This window comes from Cryobacterium sandaracinum (genome assembly GCF_004403415.1).
In the GTDB taxonomy this organism is placed as follows: domain Bacteria; phylum Actinomycetota; class Actinomycetes; order Actinomycetales; family Microbacteriaceae; genus Cryobacterium; species Cryobacterium sandaracinum.
This window is the reverse complement of record NZ_SOGO01000014.1, coordinates 1-17,964: the sequence shown is the minus strand read 5'-3', so window position 1 is coordinate 17,964 and position 17,964 is coordinate 1. Positions and strand designations below refer to the sequence as shown.

16 protein-coding genes are annotated in these 17,964 nt (G+C 60.4%); 8 read left to right on the top strand and 8 right to left on the bottom strand.

Annotated features, from left to right (window positions below; translation table 11 throughout):
• Positions 1–146 precede the first annotated feature (146 nt).
• The 4 genes from dprA (at position 147) to E3T25_RS04340 (ending at position 3,306) form a co-directional block, all read left to right on the top strand.
• Entirely contained in the window at positions 147–1,067 is a 921-nt protein-coding gene (dprA, locus tag E3T25_RS04350; RefSeq protein WP_134372418.1) for a DNA-processing protein DprA, read from the top strand.
• A 339-nt stretch (positions 1,068–1,406) separates the two neighbouring features.
• Complete coding sequence (locus E3T25_RS16645; protein ID WP_166785797.1) at positions 1,407–1,559, top strand: hypothetical protein; 153 nt, start codon at positions 1,407–1,409, stop codon at positions 1,557–1,559.
• Between the two features lie 17 nt (positions 1,560–1,576).
• Complete coding sequence (locus tag E3T25_RS04345) at positions 1,577–2,512, top strand: DUF3560 domain-containing protein (RefSeq protein WP_134372416.1); 936 nt, start codon at positions 1,577–1,579, stop codon at positions 2,510–2,512.
• 374 nt (positions 2,513–2,886) lie between these two features.
• Positions 2,887–3,306, top strand: coding sequence for a DUF3846 domain-containing protein (locus E3T25_RS04340; protein ID WP_134372414.1), 420 nt, complete (start codon positions 2,887–2,889; stop codon positions 3,304–3,306).
• A 51-nt stretch (positions 3,307–3,357) separates the two neighbouring features.
• On the opposite strand, the gene E3T25_RS04335 is transcribed toward E3T25_RS04340, so the two are convergent.
• Positions 3,358–3,705 carry a hypothetical protein gene (locus E3T25_RS04335; RefSeq protein WP_206750253.1) on the bottom strand — a complete coding sequence of 116 codons (348 nt, stop codon included), beginning with the start codon at positions 3,703–3,705 and terminating at the stop codon, positions 3,358–3,360.
• Here E3T25_RS04335 and E3T25_RS04330 point away from each other — a divergent pair.
• Both E3T25_RS04330 and E3T25_RS04325 read left to right on the top strand, forming a co-directional pair.
• Complete coding sequence (locus tag E3T25_RS04330) at positions 3,683–4,579, top strand: ParA family protein (protein ID WP_198415636.1); 897 nt, start codon at positions 3,683–3,685, stop codon at positions 4,577–4,579. The two genes, E3T25_RS04335 and E3T25_RS04330, sit on opposite strands and share 23 nt — an antisense overlap.
• Positions 4,576–4,989 carry a ParB family protein gene (locus tag E3T25_RS04325; RefSeq protein WP_134372410.1) on the top strand — a complete coding sequence of 138 codons (414 nt, stop codon included), beginning with the start codon at positions 4,576–4,578 and terminating at the stop codon, positions 4,987–4,989. The genes E3T25_RS04330 and E3T25_RS04325 overlap by 4 nt, the downstream gene beginning before the upstream one ends.
• A 101-nt stretch (positions 4,990–5,090) precedes the next feature.
• On the opposite strand, the gene E3T25_RS04320 is transcribed toward E3T25_RS04325, so the two are convergent.
• Positions 5,091–5,870 (bottom strand): hypothetical protein, encoded by a 780-nt coding sequence (locus E3T25_RS04320; RefSeq protein WP_134372408.1) that lies wholly within the window; start codon positions 5,868–5,870, stop codon positions 5,091–5,093.
• A gap of 1,039 nt (positions 5,871–6,909) precedes the next feature.
• Between E3T25_RS04320 and E3T25_RS04315 the strand changes: the two genes are divergently transcribed.
• Entirely contained in the window at positions 6,910–7,257 is a 348-nt protein-coding gene (locus E3T25_RS04315) for an SOS response-associated peptidase family protein (protein WP_134372406.1), read from the top strand.
• 24 nt (positions 7,258–7,281) lie between these two features.
• Here E3T25_RS04315 and E3T25_RS04310 read toward each other — a convergent pair whose 3' ends face one another.
• Entirely contained in the window at positions 7,282–10,143 is a 2,862-nt protein-coding gene (locus E3T25_RS04310) for a class I SAM-dependent DNA methyltransferase (protein ID WP_134372404.1), read from the bottom strand.
• 67 nt (positions 10,144–10,210) lie between these two features.
• On the opposite strand from E3T25_RS04310, the gene E3T25_RS04305 reads away from it, so the two are divergent.
• Complete coding sequence (locus E3T25_RS04305; RefSeq protein ID WP_134372402.1) at positions 10,211–11,041, top strand: hypothetical protein; 831 nt, start codon at positions 10,211–10,213, stop codon at positions 11,039–11,041.
• 191 nt (positions 11,042–11,232) lie between these two features.
• On the opposite strand, the gene E3T25_RS16980 is transcribed toward E3T25_RS04305, so the two are convergent.
• The 5 genes from E3T25_RS16980 to E3T25_RS04280 form a co-directional block, all read right to left on the bottom strand.
• Positions 11,233–11,667, bottom strand: coding sequence for a DUF4190 domain-containing protein (locus E3T25_RS16980; RefSeq protein ID WP_174843925.1), 435 nt, complete (start codon positions 11,665–11,667; stop codon positions 11,233–11,235).
• An 89-nt stretch (positions 11,668–11,756) separates the two neighbouring features.
• Positions 11,757–12,188 (bottom strand): hypothetical protein, encoded by a 432-nt coding sequence (locus E3T25_RS04295; protein ID WP_134372400.1) that lies wholly within the window; start codon positions 12,186–12,188, stop codon positions 11,757–11,759.
• A gap of 736 nt (positions 12,189–12,924) precedes the next feature.
• On the bottom strand, positions 12,925–15,726 hold the full coding sequence (locus tag E3T25_RS04290) for a TrlF family AAA-like ATPase (protein WP_134372398.1): 2,802 nt from the start codon (positions 15,724–15,726) through the stop codon (positions 12,925–12,927).
• Positions 15,727–16,020: 294 nt separating this feature from the next.
• The gene (locus tag E3T25_RS04285) at positions 16,021–16,818 is read right to left on the bottom strand and encodes a DUF1883 domain-containing protein (protein ID WP_134372396.1); all 798 of its coding nucleotides are present in this window, start codon (positions 16,816–16,818) and stop codon (positions 16,021–16,023) included.
• Positions 16,819–17,044: 226 nt separating this feature from the next.
• A partial coding sequence (locus tag E3T25_RS04280; protein WP_134372394.1) for an ISL3 family transposase occupies positions 17,045–17,964 on the bottom strand: 920 nt, incomplete at its 5' end.

Below are 17,964 nucleotides of genomic sequence, written 5' to 3'. Positions count from 1 at the left end.
TGCGTGCCTGCGTCACCCGCAGTGCCGGACGCGCCCTGCGGGCTTATTTCGCCCGGCACTGCGGGCACTTCGGCACTCCCGGTCGCTCTCGATTTCTCTTGCCAGACAGGCCAAAAAAACAGTTGTCCACGAGGGAGAGAGAACCCATGAACACGCTCGCCAGCATCAGCACCCACGTTCCCACCATCCAGCGATTCACTACCGACGCAGCTGCGCGCGGAATCTGGACCATCATCAGCGAGCCCGGAGACAGGGACACCGGCAACCTCATCGCCGCCCTGGGCGCGGAAGAAGCCCTGAACGTGGTCCTGCACGGCACCGGCGACGCGGCAGGACTCGACCTGGCCACACTCCGCGCGCGCACCCGACCTCGCGCGAGTGCGGGCAACATCGCCGCAGCTTTCGCGGCCGCAGACACCGGGTCGGCAGAACTGATCACCCCCGCCCACCCGCACTGGCCCGCCGGTTTCAACGACCTCGGCTCCGCCGCCCCCTATGCGCTCTGGGTCCGAGGCGCCACCGAGATCCTGGCCGACCCCCTGAACACAGCCGTCGTCGGGGCTCGAGCCTCCAGCGGTTACGGCGAACACGTCACCATGGAGATCACCGCGGGCCTGGTCAGCCGGGGCCACGTGATCATTTCCGGTGCAGCGTACGGGGTAGACGGAATGGCTCACCGGGCAGCGCTGGCTAGCGGCGGGCGCACCGTCGCGTACCTTGCAGGCGGACTCGACCGGTACTACCCCACGGGCCACGACGCTCTGCTCACCCGGATTGCTGAGACGGGCGCGGTAGCTTCCGAAATCAGCTTCGGACAGAGCCCCACCCGGTACCGGTTCCTGATGCGAAACCGGTTGATCGCGGCCGCCGCCCGCTCAACTGTCGTCACAGAAGCTGGCTACCGATCGGGATCGTTGAACATCGCAACCCACGCCTTCACAATCGCCCGCCCCGTAGGCGCCGTCCCCGGCCCGGTCACGTCCCCGACCAGTGCCGGATGCCACCGCCTGATTCGCGAATTCGGTGCACAGCTCGTCACGAACGCTGAGGAAGCCGCCGCACTCTAGACCGGGCAGCCAGCCAGCTCCCGAGCTGGCCGGCGAGGGGGGGAAATCCCCCTCGCACTCCCCCGCCACGGAATATCAGAGTGATATCACTCCGAAACCGCGACGGCCAAGCCGTCAGAAGCGATATGGAGCCGCTGTGCGGCACTGCTTGTTGAGCATTTTTGTCCTATCTGGCCAATCATCGTAGCTCCCTTGCGTGCCTGCGTCACCCGCAGTGCCGGACGCGCCCTGCGGGCTTATTTCGCCCGGCACTGCGGGCACTTCGGCACTCCCGGTCGCTCTCGATTTCTCTTGCCAGACAGGCCAAAAAAACAGTTGTTCACGAAGAGAAGAGATTCCATGGTCGAGTCCGATTACCGGTACGAGAACACCTACCCGCGGGAGCGCTACGCGGACGGGTGCGCCTGCAGCGGGTGCACCTCGGAAGGGGCCGTAGATACCCAGCCCGGAGAAACCTGCACCGCGACCCGCTACGCCGACAGCTTCGCCTAATCGAGGAAACAGAAATCATGCTCATCATCACCCACAGCCACGCCGCCGGAACCATGATCGACGGCACCAGTAAAGGCGACGGAACCGCAGACGTCCTCAAGACCGTCGGTTGGCGTTGGGGGCGCAGCATCAGCGCCTGGTTCGTCCCCCAGTCCCGCGACCGCCTCCCCCATCTCCACACCATCACCCGCACCCAGGAGGCCTTGGAAGCGGCCGGATTCGAGGTCGAAACAGACATCGACAGCACGCGACGCACGACCGCCGAGGTCGAGGCCGGAAAGATCGAACGTCAGGCCGACCGGGTCGACGCCCTGGCCGCCACAGCCGACCGCAAGGCAACCGCAAGCGACGACGCGTGGACGCGCGCCCGGAGCGCGCTTGACCGCCTGCCCGAAGGAGGAGAACCGATCAAGATTGGCCACCACTCCGAAGGACGCCACCGCAACGCGATCGCCAAAGCAGATAACGCCATGCGTAAATCAGTTGCAGCCAGCGCCGACGCCACCCACGCCCAGGCAAGGGCCGACGCGGCCACGCACACCACCGACGCCCGCTACCGGCCCGTCACGGTGGCTAACCGCATCGACACTCTGGGGGCCGAGCTCCGCAAGTTAGAACGACGCATCATCGCCCCGCGCTACGACGACGCACAAGGCTACATCGACGCCACCGACGCCCAGAAGCAGGCCCGAGCAGACCACCTCGCACCCATCCTCGCCGAAAAGCGCGACCAGATCGCGTACTGGGAAGCCGTGCGCGCCGCCCAGATCGAGAGCGGAACAGTCACCGGCTACGACCGCAGCACCGTCAAGAAGGGTGACCGGGTGAAGATCCGCGGCCAGTGGCGCGAAGTCGTCCGCGCCAACCCCAAGACGGTCAGTGTCAGCACCGGCTACACCTGGACCGATACCGCCCCGTATGCGGAGATCCAGCAGCACCAGCGGCCCGAATAGCCGCCGCGTAGGCCGGCCCGCCGAGGGGCCGGCCGCCGTGAGGGGGACGGTGCCCCCTCACACTCCCCCACCAGGTGAATCCGGCCCGGAGGCCGGACCCACACGGAGCCGGCTGCGCCGGCCTGACTCTTTCAAAACATTTCTTCCCTTGGTGGCCAATCATCGTAGTTCGCTCCGTGCCTGCGTCACCCGCACTCTCGCACGCGGTCGCGGGCTCCCTTATTTCGCACGAGAGTGCGGGCACTCCGGCACTCCCGCTCTCAATCGATTTCTCTTGCCACCAAGGGCAGAAAAACGGTGGACGACAACTCAACCACTGCCCACGAGAAAGCTCGGGACCCCGCGCACCTCACCAACCTTGGAGAGAGAACCCCATGACCACCAGCATCCGCAGCGTCAAGATCAACCCGACCGAAACCATCACCACCCTGGACGTGGACGCGGCCAGCATCGGGGCGGACATCGTCGCCGCCATCGGCTGCCGGATGTTTGACGTCGTCGGTCTGGAGGACGACATCGACCTCTTCATCGATGATGAAGGACTCATCAACGGGTCAACCCTGAACCTGCCCGCGACCTTGCTCGCACACCGCCTCGGCCGCCGCACTGTCATCTTCGGCACTGCCGTCGCCGTCAGCGTCACCGGAGACGGTGAGACCGTCGGCCTCACCGACGCCCAGTACGCCCGGATCCAGGAGTCTTTCGCGCAGAAGCCCGACGCCGGGACCGTCGACGCCCTCGTTGAGAGCCTGTCGCCGTTCCCCACCGTGGTGAGCATGCTCCGCAACATCTAGCCGCAAGCACCGGCTGGCCCCGGGCGGGCCGGCCGGTGAGGGGTGTTCCCCTCACACTCCCCCACCGGGCGCGGTAACGGAAGCCTCCGCAGCGTAGAGCGACGCCGAAGCGCCTGTACTCACCGCCCCAAGCACGCCGCAAAGCTCGGGATAGCTGGACTGTCCGCTGTCATTGCTTGTAATGCTGCTATTGTTTGTAATACAGGCATTGTAGGTAATAGCGCTAATACAATTAATACCTGTAAAGACAGTAAAAGCAGCAAAGACAGCATAAGCAGCAATGATGCTTATGCCATTAATGACAGCATTAGCTGTAATGTCACTAATGACGACAAGAGAAACGAGAACGATGCCTCCGGCACTCAATCGCACCGCGTTGGAACGGGTCATCGCCGTCATCAACGGCAAGGGTGGCGTCCTCAAGACCACACTCACCGCCAACATCGGCGGCATGCTCGCTAACAACGGCTACCGCGTACTCCTGGTAGATCTCGACCCCCAGGGCAACCTGGCCGAGGATCTCGGCTACACAGACGACGACCGGGACGACACCGGCCGCGCACTGGCTCAGGCACTCATGTTCGGTGGGGGAGCGGCCCCCATTCGCGAAGTTCGACCAAACCTTGACGTATTCGCTGGAGGTCCGGCCCTCGACCAGGCCACGGCCGGTCTCGCTGCCAAAGCGAACAAGGACCCAGATGGGGCCAAGCTTGCCGTCGCTCATCTGCTGGAGCCCATTGCGGGCGACTACGACATGATCCTCATCGACTGCCCACCAGGCGATGAAACGCTCCAGACAGCGGCCGTTGCGGCCGCGCGATGGGCACTCGTCCCCGTCAAAAGTGATAAATCAAGCCGCAAAGGACTTGGTGCCGTCGCAGCGCGACTCGACGCGGTCCTCGGAGTGAACCCCACCCTCGACCTCCTCGGCGTGGTCCTGGTAGACGTCGGGACCTCTGCCCACGTCGTCCAGCGCGAAGCACGCGAACACATCGCAGAGCTCTTCAACGCCGACAACAACGTCGTCTTCACTGCCACGGTTCGCCACAGCGAAGCGACCGCCCAGGCCACCCGAGAACGGGGACTTCTGGTGCACGAACTCGACGCACAAGTCCGCAAGGGGCCGAAATGGTACGAGATCCGGCGGGGTGACGCGCAGGCACAAACATTTGCACCACGCACAGCATCGTCGGTCGCTGACGACCTGCAGGCAATCACCCAAGAAGTCGTGGCCAGGATTACGGCAGCAGAGAACCAGGAGGCCCTCGCATGAGCGACGAAACCCCCAACCGACAGATCGGCGGCCTCACGCCACGCGCCGGGGCTCATGACCTGAGCCGGCTCCAGGCCCGAAATCGCCCTGAACCAAAACCGGAAACCAGTGAGCAGCCCAAAACCGTTGCCTCTCCCGCTGCAAAGCCCTCGCGCACACCAGCCAAGAAGTCGGCAACCGTTGTGGTCGACACGACTGCGCGGATGACCACCTATCTGTCAGTAGCCACACGTGATCGGGCCCGTGCAACGTACCGGGCGACGAGCCACATCGAAGGCGATAAGAGCTGGTCAGACTTCGTGGAGCGAGCCATTTTGGCAGAGGTAGAACGTCGTGAACTCTCACACAACGCAGGGGAGAGATACCAGGGTGATAGCTCGCCGCTCCCCGCTGGACGACCACTGAGCTAGGGTGGACTCCCCGCCCGTAGCTCGGCGTGAGGGACGGCGCCGCAGGCGGACAGGAACACGCCCAGTACGCCTCTGGCCGAGACGGGGAGTGGGCCGGCGTTCTACTTCTGCTTGGGGCGTGGCGCCTGCGCTTCGGCGCGGGTGCGCTGTTCGCGTTCACTGGTGCGTGCCTGGTCCAGGTCGGCGCGTAGCTGGGTGAGTTGGTGCTCGAGGGCGGCCCGCACGTCGGTGACGCGCTGCTCGGCGTAGGAACGCTCCCTGCCGGCCTCGGCCGTGGCACTGTCTCGTTCACTGCTGACTGTGGCCAGGCGCCCGGTAAGCACGAGCGCTTCCGCCCGGGCGCTCTCGCGCTCCGTCCGGGCCTGATCGAGCAGGTCCCGGGTGCTCGCAGCATCCGTCTCGGCCCGCTCCGAGCGGCTGGCCGCGGCGGCGGCCTGCGCGATCGCGTCGCGCGCGGAGGCCAGGGCCTCGTCCTTGGCCTCAGTGGCCGCCGTGACGAGCTCCCGGGCCTCGGTGAGCTGTACGGTCGTGGCCGCGTTCTCAATGCTCAGAGCGGCCACCTGGTCTGTGAGGGCGGTGATCTCGGCGGTCGCCCGTGCATTGTCCTCGCCCGCAGTGACCAGATCGCCCTCGAGGGTGGCGGCACGCTGCTCGAGCGCGGCCAGGGTCGTGCGGAGCTCGTCGACCAGGGCCGCTGATTCCTCGGCTGCCGCGTCGGCTTCGGCGCGCTCGGCCTCGGCCTTGCGGGTGGCGGTCTCGGCGCGGTTGGCGCGCGCGGCCGCCGTGGCGACCTGCTCGGCCGCGTCAGAGGTGACGGCCTCGATCTGTGCCTCGGCTGCGTCCGGGTCCGCGACGGTGCGGAGCTCGTCGACAAGGACCACCTGTCATTTTCCGTTCACGATTGCACAGATGTCCGTTCACGCCTGCACAAGTGGTTCGGAGATGAACTGACGAGGTCCGTTCGGCTCTGTTGGGTCTCTCGAACGGTCTGGCATGTTCAACTTGATCCCCGTCACCTCCTCCGTGCAGGGGTGAACGGAAATACCAGTGCTCAACTCTCGCCTGCACAACCCCGAAAACACGCGACCCCTTGTGCAAGCGTGAACGGAAGATGACAGTGGAACTGTCATTTTTCGAAGTCGTCTTCACAAACGTTCCTACTCGCGTGCACAACTGACTCGGTGACTGTCCGCCGAGGCCGCGTCGCTCAGATGGTCTCTGGAGTCGTCGCCCGTCTCGGCGCAAGGACTGCAATCGCATCCGGACCACCCCCTGGCCTATTCGGCGTCCGCCCCCTCTTACCTCCTGCTTGTGCAGGCGAGTACGAACAAAAGCGACACTCGTGCAGAGGAGTACGGAAAAGTCAGACGTCACACTCGGCTGCACAACCCCCGAAAACACAGGGGTCGTTGTGCAGACGACTTCGAAAAGGGACAAGGGCGTGAAACCCTCCCTGCAGGTCGGTGCAGTCCGGAGCACGGATGACCGGGGCGTGCCACCCGACTGCGAGCACTGCCCCATCCCGAGGCCGCCCACCGGGACGGTTCGTGCTCGAGTGGCACTGTCGTTCGGGCGACCTGGTCAACAGGATTGAGCCCCACGGGCGCGGGGGAGCGGTGTCGGAGATTCTGGCCGAACCGTGTCGAGAGGTGGCCCTGCCCGGTGACGGACCGGATTCATCGAGGGTGTCCGGGGCGGTGCCCGGCGTAGTGTGGCCGACATGGACGACCTTGGTGTGCCGAACTGCGAACGATGCATGGTACGCATGGTGATCGAGGGCACCGCTGACGGCCCCTACTGGTGCTGCCCGGAGTGCGGTGTCGTTCGACTCGTCTGACGCCCTTCGTCTTGGCGATGCGCAGAAGGTCGACGGGTTGATTCCATTGCTGGTGAGGTCGGGGGAGCGGTAGCTTCAACAGCATGTGCGGCAGATTCGTGGTCCCCAGCTCCGCCGACGAGCTGCTGAGCGTCTTCGACGCCACCGGCGACAATGCCACTGACTGGCAGCCCTCGTACAGTGTTGCCCCCACGGATCCGGCACCCATCGTGGGCGAGTGGAACCACGACGAAACCGTTCAGCGCGACCTGGATTTGGCATCGTGGGGATTGAAGCCAGGTTGGGCGAAGCCGGGAGGTCCTGCTCCAATCAACGCACGCCTGGAATCGGTGGCCAGTAATGGCATGTTCCGCAGCGCGTTCGCCTGCCCAGGCCGGCTACTACGAGTGGCAACAGAAGCTGGTGTCCATGGTTCATTCGTCACGAACTGACCATATCGACCTCGGCCGACACGCTCAGTGATTCAGGACGTATGAGTTCAGGTCTTCCGTGGGTGAAGCTCCACGTCGTTTCGTTTTCTTCTCAGGTGCGAGCAAGCCCTGAGTTAGGTCTGCATACATGCCAAAGAGAAGTTCCAGCACCCCAGCGTCGGTTGCGTTGGCTTTCAGGCCGTAGGCGTTCAGCACTGCCTTGTCCAGCGAGGTGTGAGCCTTGCGAAGGTCACTGGGCATAACGCTTCGGTTGTACAGCACTGCGAGCGAACTTGTTGGGAACTGTTCTCGTGCTGCAAGAACGCCCTCAGCTGCCGACTGAACTTTCTTCAAGGTCGCTTCGTTGCTCAGATCGGGGAATGGGAAGTTGTTGTAAGTGACCTCAGCTGAGAGCGAGAAGTCGGACTTCAAACGACCTGATATAGCTCGGTTCCAAATGTTGAAGACGCTGCTGGTCATGATTCCGAAAGTCTCAAGTGAGGCGTTCGGGATGTAGAGGAGTTTGTTGTTCGGCACCACCTCAGCGGGCATCACCGCCATCGGTACATACTCTCGCTCCTGAGATGAGACGAGTGGAACAGCAAGGTATTCAGTTGAGGGCTGACGGAGAGCCTGCTGCCATTCCCAAGCTCGGGTTGCCGACTTCTGTGTATCCAGTTTCGTTGAAGCGAGTCGCATCTCACGGACACGCTCAATTCGGTCTTTCAACACAGGGGAAGAGAGTAAATCGGCGGGATCGGCGTCCTTCAGCCAGAGACCAAAACGAAGCGTCCCGTTGATGAGTTCTGCACTGCCGATTACTCGTCGGAGGTATTTGGCTGCGGTCAGGTCAGCAGCACGAATCTCTTCTGCCTCTTCAGGGGAAATGTTTGATAGCAGCCCACCGTCCACGGGCTTGTTGCCATTGGTCATCGACTGAACTTCGGACTGAATCGGCTTGCTGCGACTGGTTACGAGAGCATCCGTGGCGTCAAGCAAATAGGCGTTGATATTCCGCACCCGCACGAGGACTGGTTCAGCTTTGAGGCTCGGGTATGACCAAAGAGGACGCAATGGCGGCTTCGGGTTCGCTGAAATTCCTACGATCACGCAGTGGACGGCGGCAACCTTGCCTCCCTCGTTGTTCCAAGCGAAAGTGCGATGAGCAAAATCTATGCCCATCCCAAGCTGGTTCAAGGCACCCCAAATCACTGGTGGCTGCTGCCCTTGCGTGATTGAGCTTGTGGAGACAAAAGCGGCACGTGCTTTTGTGTTCTCCATGTGGCGAGCTGCAATCAAGTACCAGCTCGCTACATAGTCCAGAATTCCAGCACTGCGAGTCTTCGCCCACACCAATGCCTGATCGTCTTTCTGGTCTGCACTCAGCCAAGACGACCCATAGAAGGGAGGGTTTCCCATAATGATCGTGTCGTCGTTCATTGGGCACACTTCAGCCCAGTCAATCCGTAGAGCGTTACCTTGACGAATTGTTGCAGCGTGGGAGAGCGGGAAGATCGTCGGAGCGGCGCCTGTCAGCTCGTCCAGCTCCTGATTCGCCTGATGCTCAGCGAGGTACATCGCAACCGAAGCAATCTGCGAACTCCACTGCTCAAACTCGATGGCGTGGAACTGCTCAAGGCTGACGGTAAGACCAATGGTTCCCAAGCCATCCAGACCGACTTGCAGCTCCTCGCCGTCGCGTCCTGTGGTGACTTTGCCTTCAAGCTCAATAAGGCGGGCGATGATCTTGTGTTCTATGTCCCTCAGCCGTTTGTAAGCAACGAGAAGGAAGTTACCCGAACCAGCGGCAGGGTCCAGGTAGTTTTTCGTTCCCAAGTCTTTGCGGAGCTTCCTAAGTCCTGCCCGGTCATCCCAGACCTTCCGAAGTCGTTCCAGATATTCGTCAAGGAAGAGCGGGCGGATAACTTTCAGGATGTTCTGTTGCGAGGTGTAATGCTCACCCAACGCACGGCGATCTTCTTTGCTCTTGATGGTTTGAAACATGGCCCCGAAGATGGCGGGGCTGATTTTCGACCAGTCATAAGAGCTTGACGCAATCAGTGCTGTTCGCATCTCAGCGTTGAAGGAGAAGACAGGAATGACTTCTTTGAACAGCCCTCCGTTTACGTAAGGGAATTCTGAGATGGAGGAAGGCAAGTTGTGCGGTCTCTTGTCTTTGTGGGTATTCAGAAGCTGGAATAGCTCCTGAATGCTGCCGCCCAAACCAGCTCCAGAATCAGCGGACTCAGCCAAGAAATCAGCGAAGAGTCCCTTCTTCCACATGCGGGTGTCGTCACCGAAGTTCAAGAAGAGGATACGAACCATGAACACGCTGGCGGCATGTCCTTCGTAACCGTTCTTCTCGAATTCGACGTAAAGGTCTGCCATCAGGTTGACGGCTTTGATGTCTGCGTCGATCTCTTGTGCGGTGGCCTTTGACCCGTAGACCTTGAAGATCGAATCAAGGTGGTCGAGGTGCTTCGGTAGGTCTGTGAGCGGGAACTGCACGCTGGTGCCAAGCAAAACGTCAATGATGCGAATGTTCGCAAAGTCGGAGACGATGAGAACGGGAGGTCGCAGATGAGGGATGAGCGACACCATGTACTGACGTGCCTGCACCTCCGCTCCGTCCAAAGACTTTCCTGCGGATTTGTGTTCAATCAGAACTACGCCGCCCCACAGGACGTCGATGAAATTCGTCGTGCCAGTAGCAACGTTCTTGATGGGGAATTCGAAGTCCACGCCCGTTGCCAACAGGTCTTCAACGCCGATGATCTGGTGGAAAAAGTCGCTCCAGAAAGACTGTGCGAATTGCTTCTCATTGGTCACCGTCGCCCATTTATCGGCAAAGATACGAGCTTTTTGGCGTGAGAGCTCAACGCCTGTTTTTACATCCCCGGAAGTCACCCGCTCAGTTTACGGACCGAGCGATACTCAGCACGGGAGCGTCAGTCGAGTCGGGAAGAATGAGCGTATGGACGATGCCCGCAAGCAGCAAGTTGAAGAACGTCACAGCGCTGTTATATCTGCGTTCGTTTTGCGAGCAAGGCGGGTCGAGGCTCATTCCCTTGCCGCTGACAAGGTATTCCTTCACAAGCTCTCCACAATGGAGATGACGTACCAATTCGTCGCTGCCGAGAATCAGGGATACCTCATTCAGGTTCTCCCTCCGGAGGAACAGGTCGAGTCCGCAGCTGCACGTGTGCGTCCCTTGCTCTTGCAGGAAGATAGCGTTCACTACATAAAAGTCCTCAACGCTCTTGGGTACTTTGCGAAGGACAGCCCTGATGCAAAACTGCGGAATGCCCTCGCTGCGATTCGCTTAGATTGGGATCGGATACAGCCAAAGGGAAAGGACATTCTCGGGGCCAGCACGCAGATCGAGGATGCTGATGGCAACAAGAGCGAGTTCCTGAGTGACACCGAATTGGCGTTCGCGTACATATATGGGGATGTAGTTCATAACGATTTGGACCGTCTCGCCTCAACGAAGATGCATGGCGTGAAGGAGCGGTTCAAGGCGGCAGCACCAATCGTCTGTTTCATCATGGTGCTTACGATCGCGACGTTGAATGTCACCCGTAACATGCGGAAGGCAGGGCTGCTGGATCTGCCTGAGGAGCTGTACACGGAAGATGTTGTTGTTACCGAGACTGTCTTTCGGAACGAAGCACGAGCGTGGTCGGCTCCAGGCGATACGCCGCTGCCTGAGGAGTTCGGGGGAGCGGGTGAGAGCGTAGACAGCGCGACTTCTCCAACTGATGCTTGGCAGGAGCAGAAGACGAGCGGAGAGCCTACGCCGTAGCGAGTGCAGGAGCCGCTGGCTCGGGGGCAGGGTTTGCTCAGCTGGGGTACACCCCAGCTGGACGTCCGGTCAGAGAGCAGGACTGCCGTCAGATAGCGTCGGTTTCTTCATTCCTTGACACTCGCTGGCAAGGCTCTTGGAGGTTCCCTGACACTGACGGGGGTGGACGATGGCGGGACGGGCCCGGGTGGCTATTGGCCTGAACTTGATGCCGCCGCTGCGGTGACTATCCACAGGAAAGTCGTGATCACGGAGATACCGAGCGTGATGTACCCCAGGATGAGCCCTGTGAGTGAGGCGCCGCGTCCGATGCCGCCGAGGCGGGTTGCGTTTCGCAATCCAACGTGGCCGAAGATCACAGCGAGCACTGCAGGCAGGAAGGCCAAGAACATCATGAACAGCCCGAGGATCGGGATGGGTATCCAGATCCCAGTGATGATGGCGACTATGCCGAGAACAAGTGAGGTGATCGCCATGCCGTTGGTGGGCGCCTTGATGACCTGCTGATAGATGATCTGCTGCTGCGGGTAGGAGGACATCTGCCGGTTACTCATTTCGTTTTTGGAGAAGTGCGTTCGGAACCGTCCGTCGTTGTTGATAAGAACGGCTTCGTGTGATTGGCGCATGCTGACCAGGCGTCGATGTGCACCGGGCTGGCGCTTGTCGCGGAGTTGTAGGGATGGCGCTTCCCGCGGTTGCATTGTTCATCGTGGGGTCAGTTGTTGGTCATGAGGCCAGTTGCGGAATCGAAGGTTACGCCGGCACCGGAGGAGTCGTCGGTGATCGTGAGGCGGTAATTCTCACCACTAGTGCTCCGTGCGTATCCGCCTGTTGTGCCCACAGGGATTTGAAAGAGCGCCTGGCCCTCTGGTGTCGAGACCATGTTGTCCGCGTTGATGAGGAGTTCAGTCGGCCATGGTTGTCCAGGCGTTTTTAGATTCTTGAGGACAAAGGAGATCGTGCCGGCTGCCATTTGCATGGCTGCACGGGTTTCTTCCGGAGAACGTGGCGCGGTGGCCAGCGGCGTCGTAGCGGGGGCGTCTGGAACTACTTGAAGTGTCGGTGCTGCCGGGTTTGCCTGTGGGAGAACATCAGGCGCGGTGGCCATGGGCTGGGTCAGAGCGGTCAGCGACGCCAGGCTCGGCATGGGGGGTACGGCGTTTGGTGCGTAGAAGAACGCCAGGCTCCAAATGGACAGCAGTGTCCCGGCGACACCGAGAGTGCCGCCGAGTGCGGGCAGTAGCCGGCTCGTCGCTCGTCCTTCCCGTCGGAGCTGCGTTGCTCGAATGGCGAGTGAGATCGCTGTGATGCCGGCAGTTGTGAATGCGAATCCGCGGAACCCTGTGCTGACGTCCGGATGCGCGAGAGGCAAGAGAGTGGCGAAGAGGCCTAAAGCGACCGCCAGCAAGCCAGTCAAATTGCTCGACCGGGCGCGCGGCTGGGTCGCAACGTACCTACTGCGAGGGCGTGTGATTGTGTTGGCCGCCGGTGCGTCCCAATATCCCGGCGGGTTCCAGTCTCTAGGACCATGCCCCATGTCGCCCCACGTCAATTCCCCCAAGCGCCCATCCATTCAGGCGCACTTCTGTCTAGCAGCCGGGAGACCAGTCCGACAGACCCCCGAACAAGTGGGACCAACGGGGGCTTGTGGACTCGTCGGATATCCGACGCCAGGGTGAGTATTCAGCCAGGGAGTGTGCCGTACTGTAACGATCGTTCGCGAGTTACTTCAGAACAGGTTCAGCACGGCGCGGAAACACAGCGTTATTCGTGATGCTCGTCGTGTACGCATCTACGTAACGCGCTACCTGGTTGGTGATGTCTTGCTCGGTAATGGTTCCAGTCAATCGCGCCGAGGTCCCGCCCTCGAAGAGCTCAATAGATCACTGAATTTTGTACTTATTGCGCCGCTTCTGAAATGCTTCCTCTCCGCCGTCGAGAACTTCGCAGGCGTGTTCCCGGACGCCAAATCTTCCAAGAGCGGTGGGACTTGATGCATTCAACGGCTGAGAATGCTCGAGAGCGCCAGTGAAGTACTCGAAGGTCTGAGCATTCTTGTTCTTTCGGTCGTCGCCGTGCCGGTTGGCGACAATGATCTGCTCCGAGTCGGCGCCGATGACTAGGTTGGCATTGTGGCTGACCATGATGATCTGCCTCTCCTTCTTGCCGTCGACCAAGTAGGGAACGATGGTGTCGTAGATCGATCGGCTGTCAAGATCGTCCTCAGGCTGGTCAATGAGAAGAGGCCATGGCTCTTGCGACTCGTTCAGGATTAAGGTGAGGGCAAATAGAGCTTGCTTGCCCGGTGTCATTGAGGATCGCCTGAAGCCGCCGATTCGGTCGGAGTCCAGTTCAGCTGAAAAGCGAACTTCTGAGGAGACGGTCAACACATCTGCCGCGACTGCGCTCGGCTCGTAGCTCTTATTCAGTGCAACCTCTCCGCTTCGAAGGGCTTGCAAGAACTTGGCCGGGTCAGCGTGGGCGGATTCGTATGCGACGGAGTCGCCCTTGCTCTTGATGTACGCATTGGTGCTTCGCTGGTTGAATCCGATCGAGGCGTGCTCAACGGTGTTGGTCGTGATGTCGGTTTCTATGCCGAAAGTGAGATCTGTTAGCAGGCGCTCTTCGTCACTGAAGATTTCTACCAAAGCCGAAAGCGCCTCGGCGCGATCGGCGACACCTTTGGACGCTTTGGCCGCGGCCGCCACTTGCTCGATGATGAGCTGGTCGCGGGCCTTCTCGCCCTTGGCGATATTTGCCAGGATAGTTACTTGCTTCTTGTGGTCTTCGACCACGCCTGAAAGTTCTGCATTCGCTTCGTGCTTCTCGATGAGGTCTGCGTTAGTACTTCTGATCGTCTCAATTTCGGCACGGAGCGATTCTTCTTCGTCATCAAGGTCGTTCACCGCCTTGACTAAGGTCGCCTCGACGCTGGAGACAAGATCTCTCAGCACGTTGGCCTTGAGCTCATCGAGATTCACGGCAACAGATTCCGGCACTTCTGCAGACGACGGGCGCAGTGTGACTGTGGCTTGAACGGCCTGCGGCAGGATTGAGGCGACGTTGAGGCCCTCCGCTGGTGCAACATACGAGCCCAACTGGTCAAGCTCAACAGCAACCTCTTTGACGCGGGTCTCCATGCCGTCGAGTTGTTCAGCCACTGCCTGATACTTGCGGACTTCGTCGTCAGAGAGTCGGGCTGCGGTCTTGATCCGATCAATCTCGCCTTGCAGCCGATCTCGTTCCGTCGCGATGGCGGCCTTGTCGCCTAGGTCTTTGACTTCTTGTTCTCGCTCATCTATCCGGTCGGCGAGTCCGAACCACTCACCGACCGCGCTCCTGATGTCGGAGTTCGCGGCGGCAACTCTGATGGCCGAATTGTCAAAGGCGGTTTTCACGAGGGGGTAGATCCGAAAGAGCGCTGGCGCAATCTTCTTGGTGATCTCCTCGGGTTGTTCGCTTAGTTTGTAGAGCGCATTTTGTGGGATGTAGATGACTTTTCCGATTGTGTCCTCACCCGAAGCCCACTCGACCTTGCATGCCACGCCAGCAACCTCCGCCCAAGTCAAGCCGGCAGCAGGTCCCGCCTCCTTGGCATCGCGAAGGCCGTGAGCCTCGACTTGCAGACGCAAAGTTTCAGCGGGGTCGACGGCGTGAGCCATATAGGCGAGAAGTGCCGATTTGCCGGACGATCTGCTACCAATAATTGCGTTCAGATTACGGTTGAACGACACTTCGTGAGGAAATTCATCGGTACCCGAAAACCGCACTTTTGAGATGACCTTGTACGGCTCCTTCTGGTCTGGTTCGGCGGCTTGCAGTGCAACTCGTTCTGCCGGCTCAATGAGCGTCTGTTGCAGGCCCGCAAAAGTCGGGTCCGCCTTGACCCAGGTCGCCACCTGTCTCGTGCTCTTATCCCTCAGGGTGTTACCGAGCCATGCTTCGAGATCCGCAAAGCTGTGGGCGTCACATCCGCCAAAGACGGGCTTGGGCTGGGAGGGCTGGGACGTATCCTCGTAGCGATCTCTCAGTAGAAAGTGGCTCGAATTTTCTGGTCCCTTGCCGAAGACGGCGTGGATGTCTTTGTCGATCTCGTCGGCAATGTTTGCCTTGCGCTGCTGACCTGATTGCGCGCGGAAACCATTGTTGTTCGCGGGTGCAACGAAAATCAGATAGTCCGAGACTTCGGCTTTTTCCCCGAAAGTATCTCGAAAAGCTTGCTTGATGTGGGCTCGAGTCACCGTTGCGGTATTGAAGTCGTTGCCTGCTAGTTCAGAGCAGGGTTTTTGCCGCCCTTGCCTATCGGTGAGCTGTGTTGTGAGGCGCGAGAGGAACTCGCTGATTTTGGCGCCGGCGATGGAGTCTCGGAATATGACATGGAAGTCGACCATTTGCACGTCGCGGTTGACGGTCTCATTTAGGCGAAGCTCCACGTTCACAAGCAATAACTTCTCAGAATCCGGGAACCGTTCCTTGAAGTGCTGGATGAAGGCGAGCGACTGGTCGGCGGAGAAGTAATCGGTGATCCCAATAACGCTGACATCTGAGTTTTCAAGATTGTCCGCGAACCTGTCGAAATCGGGGAGGCCTAAGTTTTTCTCGTAGGCGTCGTTCAGTTTTGTCCCCGGAACGTGGACGTGAAGGTCCCATTTGCGCCACTGGGATCCCGCTGGATATTTGTTCACACCTTCTCCTGTCTAGCGTTGCTCAGATAGAGACAAACAGTGAAGGCTTGCAACCCCCCTCGCTCCTAGCGAGTGTGCTCTAGCTCCAATGCCGAGCGACTCTCGCTAATCCCCATCGCCACATTATCTGCTGGGCGGATCTTGGCGGTGACTCTTGGCGCTCTGTGGCGGCGCTCTGTGATGCTGCTCTGCGTATCGAGCCGGAGCCGGAGCCGGAGCCGGAGCGGAGTCGGTGTCTTGTACCTCAGGGGTTGAAGGACAGCCAGAATGCCGAGACGCTCTAATGTAGAGCGCTCATAACGGCGTTGTGGTGGTAGTGGCTTCGCTCACAACAGCAAAGATCTCTTCGGCAATCTCGGCGATGGTATCGACGGCGGTGTTGCGAGCGATCTTGTCCACCAGAGACGGCGACAACTTCGCGATCTCGTCACGAGATATCTCATGCCAAATGGGCAACATACGTTGGTCCCCATTCACGCTGAGCCCGATTATGCCGTCGAGCTCGTATTGCGGCCATCCTTTTGCAAAGAATGAGCTCGACAGCACAACGATGCCGAACGCGCTATGCGCGAGTCCGTAATCGATTTTTCTCCGCAGGCTGTCACCTATTCGCAGCTCAGTTTTGTCCAGCCACACCTTCAACCCTCGCTCTCTGAGGGCGATCGCTAACGGCTCAGCAACCGAAGCCTTATCTTCGCTTGCGTGCGAGACGAACACATCCCAGGTCTCACCATCATCGTCAGGGACCACTGGCGGACGCTCGTGCCGAATGCCGCTGAGCGACTGGGGCGGCGATGACTTGGCGACATGAAGAGCGGGAGGTTCGACAGCGACCGACGATCGCACTTTTGTTGCTTTCAAACCCATCAGATCGACAGTCAGGTACCAGCTGCCGCTGCGAGGGACGGTGAGACGGAAAGGAGACGTCTTGACCAGGCCCCCGAAATGCTTGTGCGCTCGGCCGTTCTTGTAAGAGGTGAAGTTCGAACTGTCCATCAGGCGGACATTGGCCGCTGTCGTCAACGTCACAACCACCGTGGCGCCCTTATCCAGACGATTCCAGTGGTACTTCGTGAATGGCAAACCTGACATTGCGCCCCCGCATCTGGCGGGCTCGATCTTGAGTCCCCGTGACTACATCGAACCATGGACCACTGACCCAGCAGCTCCGAGTCAATCAATCCGGCGCGGGCGGGCATCCCAGTCGAGAGCTCTTGAGAGCCTGTCGTGTGAGCGTCATCATCCAACCTGGAGCCGTAGCCTTTGCGGGACTTAGAATAAATGACGGGATAAGTGGCTCCCCTGCTGCTTCTGTGGGTTAATCCCGGCCGGGGAGTGCGGGTTTGTGGCCGCCGAGGCTGAGCATGGCGAGGGCGATGAGGGCATCGGGTGATTTGAAGCCGAAGGCGATGCGGGTGAGTAGTCGGATCTTGGTGTTGACGGATTCGATGCGGCCGTTGGAGAGGCCGTGCTCGATCGATGCAAGGATCGCGGCCCGGTGCTTGACGATGGAGCGTTGGAGTTTCACGAACGATGGGATTCGGCTGCGGCGGGCCCATCCGACCCACTTGTCCAGGGCCTCGGCGGCTTCGTCGCGGGGCAGCTTGAAGACCAGCCGGAGGCCTTCTTTGAGGTAGTAGGCCCGGCCCAGGGCCGGGTTGGTGTGAACGACCCAGGCCAGCTTGATCTGTTGTTTCTCGGTGAGGTTTTCGGGGTTTTTCCAGAGCGCGTAGCGGGAGTTCATCATCAACTTCGCGTGCTCGCTGTGAGGCCGGGCCGGGGCGTCGTGCACGGGCCGGCCAACCGTGCGGGACTCGTTTAGGCGGGCCTGTTTGCGGGCCTCGGTCCAGGCGGCCTTGCGAACTTCATCGAGGGCTTCCGTGGCCCACTTCACGACGTGGAACGGGTCCGCGCAGCGGACTGCGTTCGGGCAGCGTGCTGCGACGACCGACGCGATCCACGCAGCCCCATCCGCGGAAACATGCGTGATCAGAGCTGATCGTTCCGCGCCGAGCGCATCGAAGAACGTGCCCAGGGTGGCCTTATCCTGGCCGGGTGCGGCCCAGACCAGACGCCCCGAATCGTGGTCGACGACCACAGTCAAGAACTTCCGGCCGCGCTTGAAGGAAACCTCATCGATCCCGATCCGGGTGAGCCCGGCGAAGGGATCATGGAGCTTTTCCGTGTCAGCCCACACCCGGGTGATGATCGCCCCGACCGTGCGCCATGCGATCCGCA

Excerpts from the sequence above, each read along its gene's own strand:
- dprA (WP_134372418.1), top strand. The coding sequence starts at position 147 with ATGAACACGCTCGCCAGCATCAGCACCCACGTTCCCACCATCCAGCGA.
- E3T25_RS16645 (WP_166785797.1), top strand. The coding sequence starts at position 1,407 with ATGGTCGAGTCCGATTACCGGTACGAGAACACCTACCCGCGGGAGCGC.
- E3T25_RS04345 (WP_134372416.1), top strand. The coding sequence starts at position 1,577 with ATGCTCATCATCACCCACAGCCACGCCGCCGGAACCATGATCGACGGC.
- E3T25_RS04340 (WP_134372414.1), top strand. The coding sequence starts at position 2,887 with ATGACCACCAGCATCCGCAGCGTCAAGATCAACCCGACCGAAACCATC.
- E3T25_RS04335 (WP_206750253.1), bottom strand. The coding sequence starts at position 3,705 with ATGACGGCGATGACCCGTTCCAACGCGGTGCGATTGAGTGCCGGAGGC.
- E3T25_RS04325 (WP_134372410.1), top strand. The coding sequence starts at position 4,576 with ATGAGCGACGAAACCCCCAACCGACAGATCGGCGGCCTCACGCCACGC.
- E3T25_RS04315 (WP_134372406.1), top strand. The coding sequence starts at position 6,910 with ATGTGCGGCAGATTCGTGGTCCCCAGCTCCGCCGACGAGCTGCTGAGC.
- E3T25_RS04305 (WP_134372402.1), top strand. The coding sequence starts at position 10,211 with ATGGACGATGCCCGCAAGCAGCAAGTTGAAGAACGTCACAGCGCTGTT.
- E3T25_RS16980 (WP_174843925.1), bottom strand. The coding sequence starts at position 11,667 with ATGCGCCAATCACACGAAGCCGTTCTTATCAACAACGACGGACGGTTC.
- E3T25_RS04295 (WP_134372400.1), bottom strand. The coding sequence starts at position 12,188 with ATGCCGAGCCTGGCGTCGCTGACCGCTCTGACCCAGCCCATGGCCACC.
- E3T25_RS04285 (WP_134372396.1), bottom strand. The coding sequence starts at position 16,818 with ATGTCAGGTTTGCCATTCACGAAGTACCACTGGAATCGTCTGGATAAG.